The organism is Phaeovulum sp. W22_SRMD_FR3, assembly GCF_052113705.1.
In the GTDB taxonomy this organism is placed as follows: domain Bacteria; phylum Pseudomonadota; class Alphaproteobacteria; order Rhodobacterales; family Rhodobacteraceae; genus JBGQOG01.
The window spans coordinates 34,359-48,636 of record NZ_JBGQOG010000025.1 but is presented as its reverse complement, the minus strand read 5'-3'; the positions used below and the strand labels follow the sequence as shown (position 1 = coordinate 48,636).

Genomic DNA, 14,278 nt, shown 5'->3' with positions numbered 1-14,278 from the left:
CCTTCTTTTTCTTGGTTCCTGGTCCTTCCCCCGAAGGTTTGTACTTGGCTGGAACACAAGCTTGGGGTGGGTTTTTTTGGGGGGGGGGGGGTGGGGGGGGGGGGGGGGGGGGTGGGGGGGCCCCCCCCCCCCCCTTTCCACCACCTTCCGCCGATCGCACCGCTTTCCTCTTGACCTTGCCGCGCGGCCTGTCAAAACCGCGCTATGGCTACTGGAACCCTGCGCATTGATCTGGACGCCGTGCTTGCCAATTGGCGGGCACTGGACGCCAAAAGCGGCCGCGACACCGAAACCGGTGCCGTGGTCAAAGCGGACAGCTATGGTCTGGGGGCAGCGCGCGTGGCGCGGATGCTCGCCCGTGCCGGTGTCCGGAAATTCTTCGTTGCGGCCACCGAAGAGGGCGCGATGTTGCGGCAATCTTTGGGCGAAGGCCCCGAGATTTTCGTCTTCTCCGGCCATATGGCGGGCGACACCGAAATGATCGGCGACCTCGGCCTGACCCCGATGCTGAATTCCATCGAGCAGGTCACCCGGCATTTCGAGGCTCTGCCTGGCACGCCCTTTGGCATCCAGCTGGACACCGGCATGAACCGTCTGGGTCTCGAGATGCCGGAATGGCAGGCGATTGGCGAGATCGTGCTGAACGCCGGCCCGAAACTGGTGATGAGCCATCTGGCCTGCGCCGATGAGCCCGATCACCCGATGAATGCCGCGCAGCTGGCCGAGTTCCACCGGATGACCGATGGCATTTCCGCCCCACGCTCGCTCGCAGCGACCGGGGGCATCTTGCTCGGCCCCGAGTATCATTTCGACGTCACCCGTCCCGGCGTTGGCCTTTATGGCGGCGCGCCTTTCACCAATGCCACGCCGGTCGTCCGCCTGTCGCTGCCCGTCGTGCAGCTGCGCGAGGTCGAGGCGGGCGAGATCGTGGGTTATTCCTGCGGCTGGCAGGCTGAGACCCCCACCCGCATCGCCACCATTGCTGCAGGCTATGCCGATGGGCTGACCCGTGCCTTTTCCAACAAGGCAATGGTCTATGCCAATGGCGTGCCCTGCCCGATCCGCGGCCGCGTCTCAATGGATCTGATCACCGTCGATGTCAGCCATCTGAGCGAGGTTCCTGCCGCCCTCGACATCCTCTGCCCCGAACAGGGCGTGGACGATCTGGCGTCGGTCGCGGGCACCATCGGCTATGAGATTCTGACCTCGCTCGGCCATCGCTACCGCCGCCATTACGCAGGCGGGACCGGCGCATGAGTCGCGCAGAAACACCGCGCGCCGGCACCGCCGGGGCCGCCGCCGCTGGCAAAACCCCCACCCTTTTGATGCCGCTGGCTGCGCTGGGGCGGACCGTGCTGGGGCTCTGCGCCGCGACGGGCCGGTTGGCGCTTTTTGCCGGTGAAACGGTCGGGCATCTGATCCGGCCGCCGTTCTACCCGCGCGAGTTCCTCGTGGCGCTGTTGCAAATCGGCTGGCTTTCGCTGCCGGTGGTGGGGCTGACCTCGCTTTTCACCGGCGCGGCGCTGGCGCTGCAGATCTATGCGGGCGGCGCGCGTTTCTCGGCCGAGGCGGTGGTGCCCTCCATCGTCGCCATCGGCATGGTGCGCGAATTGGGGCCGGTTCTGGGCGGGCTGATGGTGGCGGCGCGCGTCGCCTCCTCCATCGCCGCGGAAATCGGCACGATGAAGGTGACCGAGCAGATTGACGCGCTGACCACCCTTTCGACCAATCCGATGAAATATCTCACCCTGCCCCGGGTTCTGGCCGCCACGCTCAGCGTGCCGGTGCTGGTCGGCATCGGCGATGTGATCGGCATCATGGGCGGCTGGCTTGTCGGCGTGAACCGGCTTGATTTCAACTCGGTCACCTATCTGAAAAACACCTGGGCCTATCTGGAGCCCTGGGATGTCGGCTCGGGCCTGATCAAGGGCGCGGCCTTCGGCTTTATCGTGGCGTTGATGGGCTGCTATTACGGGATGAATTCGGGCCGGGGCGCGCAGGGCGTGGGCCGGGCCACCAAATCCGCCGTGGTCGCCGCCTCCATCGCCATTCTCGCCTGCAACTACCTGCTTACCGAAGTGTTTTTCAGCGCATGATCACCCTCGAGAACGTCCAGAAAGCCTTTGGCAGTAACGCGGTCCTGCGCGGTGTCGATCTGCGGATCGACAAGGGCGAGAGCATGGTGATCATCGGTGGCTCCGGCACCGGGAAATCGGTGCTCCTGAAATGCATCCTCGGCCTTGTCACCCCCGATGCGGGCCGGATCTGCGTCGGCGGCGAGGATGTCGCCCGCGTCAGCCGCGATGCCTTTCTGGCGCAATTCGGGATGCTGTTTCAGGGGGCGGCGCTCTTTGACTCGATGAGCGTCTGGCAGAATGTTGCCTTCCGCCTGCTGCGCGGTCCGGGCAAATTGCCGAAAGCGCAAGCGCGTGAGATCGCGATGGAAAAGCTGCGCCGCGTCGGCTTGAAGCCCGAGGTGGGCGACCTCTTCCCGGCGGAACTCTCGGGCGGCATGCAAAAGCGCGTCGGCCTGGCCCGTGCCATCGCCGCCGAGCCGCAGATCATCTTTTTCGACGAGCCGACGACCGGGCTCGACCCGATCATGTCCGGCGTGATCAATGAGCTGATCCGCGAAATCACCGTGGAAATGGGCGCCACGGCGATGACCATCACCCATGACATGACCAGCGTCCGCGCCATCGCCGACAAGGTGGCGATGCTGCATGGCGGCAAGGTGCGCTGGACGGGGCCGATCAGCGAAATGGACGCAACATCAGACCCTTACGTTCAGCAATTCATCCACGGCCGCGCCGAAGGCCCGATTGAATCCGTCCGCTGAGCTTTCTCTCTGATGCGCTTGATTTGAAAAAGTTTCTTGCATTTCCACCGCGTCCCGCCGAGAATTTGTTAACCTTTCTGGGGGCGCGTATGGTGGGTCAATCCGGCGGCATGTACAGCCGCGCACAGGGCATGGTTTCTGCCCTATCTATGGCACTGCTGATGGGGCTGGCGCTGGTCAGCCTCGGCGCGGTGGCCCTTGCTGCGGCCGGTGTGCTCCCTTGGCTCGAAATCGCGGCGCGCTGGAACGGCAGCGATCTGCCCTATGCCGGGGCGGCGCTGCAAATCCTGATCGCGGCCCTCGCCCTGTCGCTCGTCTTTTACCTCCCCAGCCATCAGCGGGTGGCGCGGCTCGAACGCTCGCACCGCAATTTCCACATCGGGATGGAGGATGTAACCCGCGCCTATCGCACGGCCCATGCCGCCGACCGCGCCGGGGTTTTCGCGCTCTCGGGCGAGTTTGACACGATGCGCGAACGCATGGCCCATCTGCGCCGCCACCCCGATCTGGGCGCGCTGGAACCCGAGGTGCTGGAGCTCGCGGCACAGATGAGCCTGCAAAGCCGTGATCTGGCGCAGATCTATTCCGACGCCAAGGTCACCCGCGCCAAGGCCTTCCTCGCCCAGCGGCAGGAGGAAGCACAGATGATGGAAGAGCAGATCGGCCTCGCCCGCGCCGCCTGCGACGAGATCCAGACCTGGCTGCGCGATGTCGAGGCCGATGAGCGCCGCCTGTCCGAGAAATTCAAGCTCCTCGACCGAGACCTGCGCGCCGTGCTGCCCGCGCTCGGCTATGAGCTGGAAGATCCGCGCGAGCCCAATGTCGTGCCGATGACCAAGCCGCAAAAGTGATCCACAGATGAAACGCGCCCTCAGGATCGCCAATCTGGCGCTGCTGATCCTGTTTCCCATCGCCTGGGCCGCCCCCCTGCTGCGCGCCGGTCTGCTGCCCTTCTTCGACCTCGACGCGATTTCGGTCCTGACCGGCATCCGCAGCCTCTGGGATACCGACATATTCCTCGCGCTGACCGTCGCCTTGCTGGCGCTGGTCGCCCCAATGGCGAAAGTGATCGGCCTCGCCCTGATCCAGCACAACCACGCCAGCCCCCGCCTGCTCCCCGCCCTCAAATTCCTCGGGCGACTGGCGATGGCCGATGTCTTCCTCATCGCACTCTATATTGTTCTGGCCAAGGGCACCGGGGTCGGACGGGTGGAAACCGGCTGGGGCCTCTATCTCTTCACCTTCTGCGTGCTGGCAAGCTTCGCGCTCTCCCACATTCCCGCCCGCAAAGACTGACTGCGGAAGCCTCCGGCGGGGATATTTAAGATCAGGCAAAGCCCAGATGTCAGGCCCTGCCTCCGCCTCGCGCTTTCTTCTTGGTCCAAATACCTCGGGGGGAGGCCGCAGGCCGGGGGGCAGCGCCCCCCTTGCGCCGCGCGCCACCTTGCCCCCCGCCGGGGTTTCGGGCAGGAAGGGCGCATGGCAAAAGCACCCTCCTCCACCTTCACCTGCACCGCCTGCGGCGCCTCCCATAAGAAATGGGCGGGCAAATGCGAGGCCTGCGGTGCCTGGAACACGATCAACGAAGAAGGGCCGCTCTCGTCCGGCCCCGGCTCGAAGACCTTGGGTGCCGCCAAAGGCAAGGTGATGGCCCTGACCACGCTCGCCACGGAAGAGGCGCCGCCGCCCCGCACCATGTCGGGGATGGAGGAGTTCGACCGGGTGCTGGGGGGCGGTCTCGTGCCCGCTTCGGCGATTCTTGTCGGCGGCGATCCGGGCATCGGGAAGTCCACGCTGCTCTTGCAGGCCACCGCCAGTTTTGCCCGGCGCGGCCTCAAATGCATGTATATCTCGGGCGAGGAGGCCTCGGCGCAGGTCAGGATGCGGGCGCAAAGACTGGGGCTGGCGGATGCGCCGGTGCAGCTCGGCGCCGAGACCAACCTGCGCGATATTCTGACCACCCTTGATGCCGAGCGCCCCGATCTGGTGATCATCGATTCCATTCAGACCATGTGGTCGGACATGGTAGACAGCGCCCCCGGCTCGGTCTCGCAGGTGCGCGCGGCCAGCCATGAGCTGGTGACCTTTGCCAAGCGGCGCGGCGTCAGCGTGATCCTCGTGGGCCATGTCACCAAGGAAGGGCAGATCGCGGGCCCCCGCGTGGTCGAGCATATGGTCGATACCGTGCTCTATTTCGAGGGCGAGCGCGGGCATCAGTTCCGCATCCTGCGCGCGGTGAAGAACCGCTTTGGCCCCGCCGATGAGATCGGTGTGTTCGAGATGACCGGCGGCGGGCTGGCAGAGGTGACCAACCCCTCAGCCTTGTTCCTGTCAGAACGCGGGCAGGCGCAGACCGGCTCGGCGGTTTTTGCGGGCATCGAGGGCTCGCGCCCGGTGCTGACCGAGATCCAGGCTTTGGTCGCGCCCTCGACGCTCTCGACCCCGCGGCGAACGGTGGTGGGGCTCGACTCGGGGCGGGTGTCCACCATTCTGGCGGTGCTGGAATCGCGCTGCGGCATCCCGTTTACCGGGCTTGATGTGTTTTTGAACGTCGCCGGCGGCATGCGGGTGATGGAGCCTGCCGCCGATCTGGCGCTGGCCGCGGCGCTGCTCAGCGCCCGCGAAGATGTGGCTTTACCGCCCGATATGGTGATTTTCGGCGAAATCTCTCTCTCCGGGGCGCTTCGTCCGGTGGGTCAGGCGGAAAACAGGTTGAAAGAGGCGCAAAAACTTGGTTTTTCACAAGCGATTGCCCCAGAGCGGACCAAAGCCGACGGGGGCGAGGGAATGGCATTGCGCAAGATGCCCGACCTCGTGACATTCGTTGGAGACATGTTCGGCGCGGGCTGAGGCCCCCCGGGCGGCAAGAGGGAACGACAGGCATATGGACGGATTCACCATCATTGACGGCATTGTCGCCGTGGTCATCCTGCTGTCGGCGATCCTCGCCTACAGCCGTGGTTTCGTGCGCGAGGCCTTGTCGATCGCCGGTTGGCTGGCAGCCGTTGTGCTGGGCTATATGTTCGCCGCCGCCGCGCGCCCGATGGTCGCGCAGCTGCCGGTGATCAACAAATTCCTCGCGGACAATTGCGAACTCGGCACCATCGCCGGATTCTTCGCGGTCTCGGCGCTGGCGCTGGTGCTGTTCTCGATCCTGACGCCGCTCTTTGCCTCCGTCGTGCAGCGCTCGGTGCTGGGCGGGCTGGATCAGGGGCTTGGCTTCCTCTTCGGGGTGATCCGTGGCGTGATCCTCGTGGCGGTGGCGCTGGCGGTTTATGAGCGCTTCCTCGCCTCGGATTCGGTGCCGATGGTCGACAACTCGCGCTCGGCGCAGGTTTTCGCCAAGCTGACCGGCTCGATGGACAAGGAAATGCCCGATGACGCCCCGGCATGGATCGTGGCGCGCTATGAGGCGCTGGTGGAAAGCTGCCCGAAACCGGCAACCGCCGTCACCCCGACGACCGCCCCCGCAGAGGCCGCGCCGCTGCCCGCGAACTGAGCAAATCCTGCCTTTTTGCCGGGCCGCACAGCAGCCCTGCCGAAAAAGGTAACCCGGATATGACGGAATAGATGACGGGAGGGCGTGACAGTCCTCCCGTTTGGCATTAGATGGAGCGCGAAAGCCCCCCCGGAACAGGAGTAGCCATGCGCCCCTTCCTCTCCCACCCTTTTGACGATGACAAGCTTAAGGAGGAATGCGGTGTTTTCGGGGTGATCGGCGTTGCCGATGCCGCGAATTTCACCGCCCTCGGCATGCACGCGCTGCAGCATCGCGGGCAAGAAGCTGGTGGTATCGTCTCCTATGACGCTGCCGACGGTTTCAACTCTGCCCGCCGCTTTGGCTATGTGCGTGACAATTTCACCAACCGTTCGGTGATGGACACCCTGCCCGGCGACCTGGCCATCGGCCATGTCCGCTATTCAACCGCAGGCTCCAAGGGCAATACCGCGATCCGCGATGTGCAGCCCTTCTTTGGCGAGTTGTCGATGGGCGGTGTCGCCATCGCCCATAACGGCAACCTGACCAATGCGACCGCCCTGCGGCGCGAGTTGATCGAGCGCGGCTCGATCTTCCAGTCCTCCTCGGACAGCGAATGCATCATCCATCTGATGGCGCGCTCCATTCAGAAAAACATCTCCGAGCGGATGAAAGATGCCCTGCGCCGCGTCGAAGGCGCGTTTTCGGTCATCGCGATGACCCGGACCAAGCTGATCGGCGTGCGCGATGCGCTGGGTGTGCGGCCGCTGGTGTTGGGCAAGATCGGCGATGAGGGCTATGCGCTCTCCTCCGAGACCTGTGGCCTCGACATCATCGGTGCCGAGTTCATCCGCGAGATCGAGCCGGGCGAAATGGTGGTGATCTCGAAGGGCAAGGTCGAAAGCTCGCGCCCGTTCGGGCCGTCCAAGGGCCGGTTCTGCATCTTTGAGCATGTCTATTTCAGCCGTCCCGACAGCATCATCGGCGGCCGCTCGGTCTATGAGACGCGGCGTCAGATCGGGGTTGAGCTGGCGAAAGAAGCCCCGGTGGAGGCCGATCTGGTCTGCCCGGTGCCCGACAGCGGCACCCCCGCCGCCATCGGTTACAGCCAGGAATCGGGCATCCCCTATGCGATGGGGATCATCCGCAACCAATATATGGGCCGGACCTTTATCGAGCCGACCGAGAGCATCCGCAACATGGGTGTGCGGCTGAAGCTGAACGTCAACCGCGCGCTGATCAAGGGCAAGCGGGTGATTCTGGTCGACGACTCGGTCGTGCGCGGCACCACCTCGCGCAAGATCAAGGATATGATCCTCGACGCGGGCGCGGCCGAAGTGCACTTCCGCATCGCCTCGCCCCCCACCGCCTGGCCCTGTTTCTACGGTGTTGACACGCCCGACCGCGACAAGCTGCTGGCCGCGAACATGACCGAAGAGCAGATGCGCGACTGGATCGGGGTGGACAGCCTCAAGTTCATCTCGCTCAACGGGCTATACCGTGCGGCAGGCGAAGCCGGGGGCCGTGACAAGGCCAATCCGCAATATTGCGACGCCTGTTTCTCCGGCGAATATCCGGTGGCACCGTCGGATCAGCTGGAAAAGGGCTTCCAGATGAAAGCCGCCGAGTAACCCTCGGGCAATGGTTGGAAATCTCATGAAAAAGGGCGCCTTTGGGCGCCCTTTTGCTTTGGTCTGTCGCGCTGCTGCCCATCTGCCAGAGCGGCCCGCCTGCCAAAGCGGCCTGCGCTGCCCGGCGGCCCTCCTCCGGCCACAGGGCGGCGGTCACTCCGTTGGCAGCGGCGGAGTTGCCTTGCAGCCCGTGGCCACAGCGGTCTCGGTTCCGGCAGCGTCGCGGGCATAAAGCGTGCCCTCATCGCCTTTGGTCCACCAGACATGGCCCTTGCCGGGCCCGGTGTCATAGCGGGCACCGGAGCCGCTGACGACGGTGTGCATCCCCATCAACTGGCCCTGCCACTGCACCATCGCATCGCCGCCATCGCCCAGATTGAGGTAATTGGCCGAGACGGTGCCGCCGGTGGCACAGATATAGTCCACCCGCTGATGCAGGGTTTGCGCGGCGCACCCTGCCAGAAGGCCCAGTGCCGTCAGTGCGGGCACGGCAATACGCAATTTCATTGTTTCACATCCTCATCCCGTCTCTCATCCCCGGCGGCCTCCTCTTGGGCGGCCTCCCCTTGGGCGGCCGGGTCGCCCCCCGTCGGGGCATGGTCTTCGGAGGGATCCGACGGTCCCGGCCCGAAGCCCGGTTCGCCAAAATCATCCTCCACGCCGGGATATTGGTCTGCCTGGGGATATTGGCCTGCGCCCGAATCTTGGTCCGCGTCAGCGTCAAACGCATGCTCAGCCTCAAAGGCATCACCGGATGCGCCGAAACCGTCGCCCTCAGCACCGTCCGGTTCTGCAGGTGCCTCGCCAAGGGCCACGGCAACTTCGGCGTCACTGAAGGCTGGCGAGGTGGCGTATGCGGCATCTTCCGCCACGTCCTCGCCCGCAAAGGCCCCGGCGTCATCGCCGATGGACAGCGCGGCAGGATCGGCGGTGCCAGCGAGTGCGGCCCCCTCAATCAACACCGTCCCGGCGGGCGCAGCATCCCCCTCGGGCGCGAAGCTTGCCGTCTCCTGCCCGTCGTCAGCCTGCGAGAGTTCCGCGGCCGCAACCGCGCCGCCCGTCCTCACCGCACCGACATCAACATCGGCATCGGCATCGGCATCGGCATCGACATCACCCGCGGCAAAGCCCGCTTCGGCAACGGCATAGGGATCGCTGGTGCGCTCTTCGATGCTGGCGGCCAAAGCCTCGGCCCGGGCCGCAATTTCGGCGAACGTGTCAAAAATGATCTCGGGGATCACCGGCACTTCCACCCGCACCGGATTGGCATGCGCTTCGGCCAGCGCCGCTTCCAGCTCTTCGACCCGCCCGCTCATCTCGCGGATCTGATCCTCGACGGCGGCGGTCTTGTCGGCGAGCATCAGCCCCGCCATCAACAACATCCGCGCCTCGGGCATCCGCCCGATCTGTTCCATCAGCACCGCCGCTTCGGCATCCAGCATCGCGGCCGCCGTGCGCAGGAAATGTTCTTCGCCGTCCTGACAGGCCACTTCGAAAAGCCGCCCGCCGATGGATACGTTGATCTCAGGCATGCGTGCCCTCCTGTGCCCAATCGGCAGTGGTCCCGGCGGATGTCTCCCCCGCAGCGGGCAGCACGATCAGCGGCTCCAGCCCGGACAGGATCTCTTCCAGCTCCGCCCGCTCGGCCGAGCGCAGCGCGCGCAGGGATTCAAGTTCGGCCAGCATCGCCCGGTTGATCAAATGCGCCGCCACCCCGTCATCGGTGTCCGCCCCCTGCCCGATGGCGGCGGTCAGGCCGCGGTTCGCCTCGGTCAGATCCAGATTGGCGCGTTTCATCCGCGCCACTTCGCGCGCCCAGCGGTCACAGTCGCGCTGCGTGGCGGCCAGACGCCGCTCAAGCAAAGTCACCATGGTCTCTTGTTTGTCGCGAATGGCGCGCACCCGGTCAGAGAGCTGGGCATTCGCCTGACGCTCCGCCTCCAACGCCTCGCGCAGGGCGATGAGTTCGGCACTGTCTTGCAGCGCCTTGGCCTGCAAGGCTTCCGCATCGACGGCAGCGGTGTCGGAATCGGCGGCACGCGGCGCATCCTCCGCAGCCCGCGCGCCGGCGGGATGCGCCACAGGCGCGGCCTCCTCCGGCATTTCGGGCGCCAAAGCCAAGGGTTCGGGCGCGGCAACGGCCACGGGGAATGCCGGGATCTGCTCAATGCCCAGACCGATGCGCGCCAGTGCGGCGCTGATCCGGCGTTCGTATTCGGTAATGTCGCTCATCCTGCCTGCCTCCGGTTGATCCGGTTGCGATTTCAGACGCCGCGAATCGCAGCGACGCCCCCTTCAAGGTAATCTTATCGCAAAGTTACGGGGCCTGCCCCCCATGTTTCACGCCACGACGCCCCGACGGGCGCTTTCCCGCAATCGGGGTGTCGGCGCGCTTGAACTTCGCCCCGGGCCTGTTATCAGAGGGTCCAACGCCCGGTTCCGGGCCGATTTCGCCGTCAAACACAGCAAAACGAAGGATGACGCCCTTGGATATCGCCACGATCCGCGCCAACCACCCCGAACATTGGTCGCTCGCTTCTGCCATTCGCGCGCTGGCCATGGACGCGGTGCAGGCCGCCAATTCCGGTCACCCGGGCATGCCGATGGGCATGGCCGATGTGGCCACCGTGCTCTTCCAGAACCACCTGAAATTCGATGCCTCGGCACCGAAATGGGCGGACCGGGACCGTTTCATCCTCTCGGCCGGTCACGGCTCGATGCTGATCTATGCGCTGCTCTACCTGACCGGGGACAAGCAAATCACCCTCGACCAGATCAAGAACTTCCGCCAATGGGGCGCGCTGACCGCGGGCCACCCGGAAAACTTCCTGATCGACGCCGTGGAAACCACCACCGGCCCGCTCGGCCAGGGCATTGCCACCTCGGTCGGTTTCGCGATTGCCGAGCAGGCGCTGCAGGCCCGCTTTGGCGCCAAGATCGTTGATCACAAGACCTGGGTGATCTGCGGCGACGGCTGCCTGATGGAGGGCATCAGCCAGGAGGCCATTGGCCTTGCGGGCATGCAAAAGCTGAACAATCTCATCGTGCTCTGGGACAACAACGACATCACCATCGATGGCCGCGTCTCGATTGCCGACAAGACCGACCAGCGCGCGCGTTTCGCCGCCTCGGGCTGGACCGTGCTGCATTGCGACGGCCATGACCCCGCCGACATCGACCGCGCCCTGACCGAAGCCAAAAAGGCCAAAGGTCCGGTGATGGTCGATTGCAAAACCATCATCGGTTTTGGCGCGCCGACCAAGGCGGACAGCTATTCCGCCCACGGCTCGCCGCTGGGTCTGGAAGAGATCGCCAAGACGCGCGAAATCTATGGCTGGAACCACGGCCCCTTCGAAATTCCCGCCGATATCAAGGCGAAATGGGAGGCCATCGGGTCGCGCGGTGCCGAAGAGCACACCGCCTGGAAGGCGCGCTTTGCCGCCCTGCCCGCTGGCAAACAGGCCGAGTTCGAGCGTCAGATGTCGGGCGAGGCGCCGAAGAAACTCGCCGCCGCCATCCGCAATTTCAAGAAAGAGCAATCGGAAGCCGCCCCGAAAGTGGCCAGCCGCAAAGCCTCGGAAATGGTGCTGGGCGCGATCAACCCGGTGGTGCCGGAAGCCATTGGCGGCTCGGCCGATCTCACCGGCTCGAACCTGACCAAAACCGCCGATCTGGGCATCTTCAACGCCGAGAACCGCAAGGGCCGCTATGTGCATTACGGCATCCGTGAGCATGGCATGGCCGCGGCGATGAACGGCCTCTGGCTGCATGGCGGCGTGCGTCCCTATGGCGGCACCTTCTTCTGCTTCACCGATTACGCGCGCGGTGCGATGCGTCTCTCGGCGCTGATGGGGGTTCCGGCGGTCTATGTGATGACGCATGACAGCATCGGTCTGGGCGAAGACGGCCCGACCCACCAGCCGGTCGAGCATCTGGCGATCTGCCGCGCGACGCCGAACACCTGGACCTTCCGTCCGGCCGATGTGATCGAAACCGCGGAATGCTGGGAACTGGCGATGACCACGACCGAGACCCCCTCGGTCATCGCGCTCTCGCGTCAGAACCTGCCGACGCAGCGCAAGACCCACACCAACCAGAATCTGTCCGCCAAGGGCGCCTATGTTCTGGCCGAGGCCACCGGCAAGCGTCAGGTCATCCTGATGGCGACCGGCTCGGAAGTGGAGATTGCCATGCGCGCCCGCGACCTCCTGGAGGCGCAGGCCATCGGCACCCGTGTGGTCTCGGTGCCCTGTATGGAGCTCTTTGCCGCGCAGGAAGAAAGCTACCGCAAGAAAGTGCTGCCCGCCGGCAACGTCCGCATCGCGGTCGAAGCGGCGATCCGTCAGCCCTGGGACCGCTGGCTCTTGGGCGAGCGCGGCCGTGAGCAGAAATCGGCCTTCATCGGCATGTCGGATTTCGGCGCCTCGGCCCCGGCTGAAAAGCTCTATGAAGAGTTCGGCATCACCGCCGAAGCGATTGTCGCCAAAGCCAAAGAATTGCTGTGAGCGTCACCGCAGATAAAACGATCGAAAAGGGGCCTGCGGGCCCCTTTTCCGATATGACCAAGGGCATCTTGTTCTGCCTGACGGCGATCTTGTTCTTCACCCTGATGGACGCGACGACAAAGGGCTTGGCCGGGCGCTATGATCCCCTGCAGGTGGTCTGGGCGCGCTATTCGGGGCAGGTGCTGCTGGTCGCTGTGCTGCTCGCGCCGCGTCTGGGCACGGTGCTGCGCACCGCGCATCCGGGGATGCACGCGCTACGCTCGGTCTGCCAGTTCGGCGCCACCGCCTGTTTCTTTTTGTCGCTGCGCCATATCGGGCTGGCCGAAGCCACGGCGATCATGGACATCAACCCGGTGCTGATCACCCTCGCCGCCGCACTGGTGCTGGGCGAGCGGATCGGGCCGCGCCGCGCCTTTGGCATTGCCGCCGCGCTGATCGGCGCGCTGATCGTCATCCGCCCCGGGGCGGGCGTGTTTCAGCCCGCCGCCCTGTTGCCGCTGGCATCGGCGATCTTTTACGCCGCCTTCGCGGTGCTGACCCGCAAGATGGGCCCGACGGAAAGCATCTGGACCAGTCTGATCTACACCGCCCTTTTCGGCACGATCATCGCCTCGGGCCTGATGCTGCTCTATTGGCAACCGATTGCCCGCGCGGACCTCTGGGCCTTTGCGCTGGTGGGCTGCCTTGGCACCCTGGGCCAGCTTTGCCTGATCCGCGCCTTCACCCTGGCCGAGGCGAGCATGATTGCGCCCTTCGGCTATTCGGGGCTGATTCTGGCCAGTTTCTGGGGCTGGCTGTTTTATGACACCCTGCCTGACGCCGCGACAGTGCTCGGTGCGCTTGTGATCGTGGGGGCGGGACTTTATGTCTGGCATCGGGAAAGCGCCGCGTCCCGGGCGGCCCCATGACGGGAATGACATGGCACAGAGCCGAAAAAGCAACCGCCCCACCCTCCTAGACCGGGTGGCCGACATCGTCTTCCGGGCGGTGCTGGGGCTTGGCCATGCGCTGCCCTACCGCTGGCGGGTGCCGCTGACCGGGGCTTTCGTCGCCCATATCGCGGCGCCGCTGGCGGGCTACCGCCGCCGGGTGCGCGACAATCTGGCCAAGGTGATGCCCGATCTGCCCGCCGCCGAAGCCGCCGCCCTGTCGCGCGCCGTGCCGGACAATCTCGGCCGCACCATGGCCGAGATCTATTCGGGCGCGGAATTCGTCGACCGCGTGCGCGAGATCCCGCTGGAGGGTGACGGCGTCGCCGCCCTGCTGGAAGCGCGCGAGGCCAAGCGCCCGGTGGTGCTGGTGACCGGGCATTTCGGCAATTACGACGTGGCACGCGCCGCCCTCATCGCCCGGGGGTTCCGGGTCGGCGGGCTTTACAAGCCGATGCGCAACCCGCTGTTCAACGCCCACTACATCGAGGCAATTTCCGCCCTCGGCACGCCGCTGTTTCCGCGCGGCAAACAGGGGCTGGTGGATATGGTCCGCTTTCTGAAATCCGGCGGCATGCTGGGGCTGGTCGTCGATCAGCATGTGGGCCATGGCGCGCCGCTGACCTTTTTCGGCGAAACCGCCTATACCTCGACCTCCGCCGCCGAGCTTGCGCTGAAATATGACGCGCTCCTGCTGCCGATCTATGGGATCCGGCAGAAAAACGGCCTCGATTTCCGGATTCTGGTGGAGGCGCCGATCGCGCCCGACACGCCCGAAGCGATGACCCAGGCGCTGAACGACAATCTGGAGCAGCTGGTCCGCCGCCACATGGGCCAGTGGTTCTGGGTCCACCGGCGCTGGAAAAACGGCATCTGAACGCAAAACGGCGGGCCAA

Annotated in this window: 14 protein-coding genes; 11 read left to right on the top strand and 3 right to left on the bottom strand. The window is 65.3% G+C overall.

All coding sequences use genetic code 11. The features are described 5' to 3' along the window. Positions 1-204: 204 nt before the first annotated feature. From alr to purF, 8 genes are all read left to right on the top strand, one after another. Positions 205-1,257: an alanine racemase gene (gene alr / locus ACEN2S_RS20850; protein ID WP_441870112.1), complete on the top strand. Its 1,053-nt coding sequence runs from the start codon at positions 205-207 to the stop codon at positions 1,255-1,257. 68 nt (positions 1,258-1,325) lie between these two features. After that, positions 1,326-2,096 carry an MlaE family ABC transporter permease gene (locus tag ACEN2S_RS20845; protein WP_441870116.1) on the top strand — a complete coding sequence of 257 codons (771 nt, stop codon included), beginning with the start codon at positions 1,326-1,328 and terminating at the stop codon, positions 2,094-2,096. Continuing rightward, positions 2,093-2,839, top strand: coding sequence for an ABC transporter ATP-binding protein (locus ACEN2S_RS20840; RefSeq protein ID WP_441870110.1), 747 nt, complete (start codon positions 2,093-2,095; stop codon positions 2,837-2,839). The genes ACEN2S_RS20845 and ACEN2S_RS20840 overlap by 4 nt, the downstream gene beginning before the upstream one ends. A gap of 89 nt (positions 2,840-2,928) precedes the next feature. Next, positions 2,929-3,690, top strand: coding sequence for a DNA repair protein (locus ACEN2S_RS20835; protein WP_441870108.1), 762 nt, complete (start codon positions 2,929-2,931; stop codon positions 3,688-3,690). A 7-nt stretch (positions 3,691-3,697) separates the two neighbouring features. Next, positions 3,698-4,135, top strand: coding sequence for a paraquat-inducible protein A (locus ACEN2S_RS20830; RefSeq protein ID WP_441870106.1), 438 nt, complete (start codon positions 3,698-3,700; stop codon positions 4,133-4,135). Between the two features lie 183 nt (positions 4,136-4,318). Next, positions 4,319-5,689 (top strand): DNA repair protein RadA, encoded by a 1,371-nt coding sequence (gene radA, locus ACEN2S_RS20825; protein ID WP_441870104.1) that lies wholly within the window; start codon positions 4,319-4,321, stop codon positions 5,687-5,689. A gap of 34 nt (positions 5,690-5,723) precedes the next feature. After that, positions 5,724-6,338 carry a CvpA family protein gene (locus tag ACEN2S_RS20820; RefSeq protein WP_441870102.1) on the top strand — a complete coding sequence of 205 codons (615 nt, stop codon included), beginning with the start codon at positions 5,724-5,726 and terminating at the stop codon, positions 6,336-6,338. Between the two features lie 146 nt (positions 6,339-6,484). Continuing rightward, a complete protein-coding gene (purF, locus tag ACEN2S_RS20815; protein WP_441870100.1) occupies positions 6,485-7,948 on the top strand; it encodes an amidophosphoribosyltransferase in 1,464 nt (487 codons plus the stop codon). A 153-nt stretch (positions 7,949-8,101) separates the two neighbouring features. Here purF and ACEN2S_RS20810 read toward each other — a convergent pair whose 3' ends face one another. From ACEN2S_RS20810 to ACEN2S_RS20800, 3 genes are read right to left on the bottom strand one after another with little or no spacing between them, the layout of a single operon-like run. Beyond that, entirely contained in the window at positions 8,102-8,455 is a 354-nt protein-coding gene (locus ACEN2S_RS20810; protein ID WP_441870098.1) for an MliC family protein, read from the bottom strand. Beyond that, complete coding sequence (zapA, locus tag ACEN2S_RS20805) at positions 8,452-9,480, bottom strand: cell division protein ZapA (RefSeq protein WP_441870096.1); 1,029 nt, start codon at positions 9,478-9,480, stop codon at positions 8,452-8,454. The genes ACEN2S_RS20810 and zapA overlap by 4 nt, the downstream gene beginning before the upstream one ends. After that, positions 9,473-10,180 (bottom strand): hypothetical protein, encoded by a 708-nt coding sequence (locus ACEN2S_RS20800; RefSeq protein WP_441870094.1) that lies wholly within the window; start codon positions 10,178-10,180, stop codon positions 9,473-9,475. Before ACEN2S_RS20800 ends, zapA begins: the two co-directional genes overlap by 8 nt. A gap of 254 nt (positions 10,181-10,434) precedes the next feature. On the opposite strand from ACEN2S_RS20800, the gene tkt reads away from it, so the two are divergent. Genes tkt through ACEN2S_RS20785 form a run of 3 tightly spaced genes read left to right on the top strand, consistent with a single transcriptional unit; the run spans position 10,435 to position 14,259 of the window. Beyond that, positions 10,435-12,453, top strand: coding sequence for a transketolase (gene tkt / locus ACEN2S_RS20795; RefSeq protein WP_441870114.1), 2,019 nt, complete (start codon positions 10,435-10,437; stop codon positions 12,451-12,453). Next, on the top strand, positions 12,450-13,361 hold the full coding sequence (locus tag ACEN2S_RS20790; protein ID WP_441870092.1) for a DMT family transporter: 912 nt from the start codon (positions 12,450-12,452) through the stop codon (positions 13,359-13,361). Before tkt ends, ACEN2S_RS20790 begins: the two co-directional genes overlap by 4 nt. A 10-nt stretch (positions 13,362-13,371) precedes the next feature. Then, positions 13,372-14,259, top strand: a complete 888-nt coding sequence (locus ACEN2S_RS20785; protein ID WP_441870090.1) for a lysophospholipid acyltransferase family protein — start codon at positions 13,372-13,374, stop codon at positions 14,257-14,259. Positions 14,260-14,278: the final 19 nt, after the last annotated feature.

Coding starts and splice junctions, on each gene's coding strand:
- alr (WP_441870112.1), top strand. CDS start 205: ATGGCTACTGGAACCCTGCGCATTGATCTGGACGCCGTGCTTGCCAAT.
- ACEN2S_RS20845 (WP_441870116.1), top strand. CDS start 1,326: ATGCCGCTGGCTGCGCTGGGGCGGACCGTGCTGGGGCTCTGCGCCGCG.
- ACEN2S_RS20840 (WP_441870110.1), top strand. CDS start 2,093: ATGATCACCCTCGAGAACGTCCAGAAAGCCTTTGGCAGTAACGCGGTC.
- ACEN2S_RS20835 (WP_441870108.1), top strand. CDS start 2,929: ATGGTGGGTCAATCCGGCGGCATGTACAGCCGCGCACAGGGCATGGTT.
- ACEN2S_RS20830 (WP_441870106.1), top strand. CDS start 3,698: ATGAAACGCGCCCTCAGGATCGCCAATCTGGCGCTGCTGATCCTGTTT.
- radA (WP_441870104.1), top strand. CDS start 4,319: ATGGCAAAAGCACCCTCCTCCACCTTCACCTGCACCGCCTGCGGCGCC.
- ACEN2S_RS20820 (WP_441870102.1), top strand. CDS start 5,724: ATGGACGGATTCACCATCATTGACGGCATTGTCGCCGTGGTCATCCTG.
- purF (WP_441870100.1), top strand. CDS start 6,485: ATGCGCCCCTTCCTCTCCCACCCTTTTGACGATGACAAGCTTAAGGAG.
- ACEN2S_RS20810 (WP_441870098.1), bottom strand. CDS start 8,455: ATGAAATTGCGTATTGCCGTGCCCGCACTGACGGCACTGGGCCTTCTG.
- zapA (WP_441870096.1), bottom strand. CDS start 9,480: ATGCCTGAGATCAACGTATCCATCGGCGGGCGGCTTTTCGAAGTGGCC.
- ACEN2S_RS20800 (WP_441870094.1), bottom strand. CDS start 10,180: ATGAGCGACATTACCGAATACGAACGCCGGATCAGCGCCGCACTGGCG.
- ACEN2S_RS20785 (WP_441870090.1), top strand. CDS start 13,372: ATGGCACAGAGCCGAAAAAGCAACCGCCCCACCCTCCTAGACCGGGTG.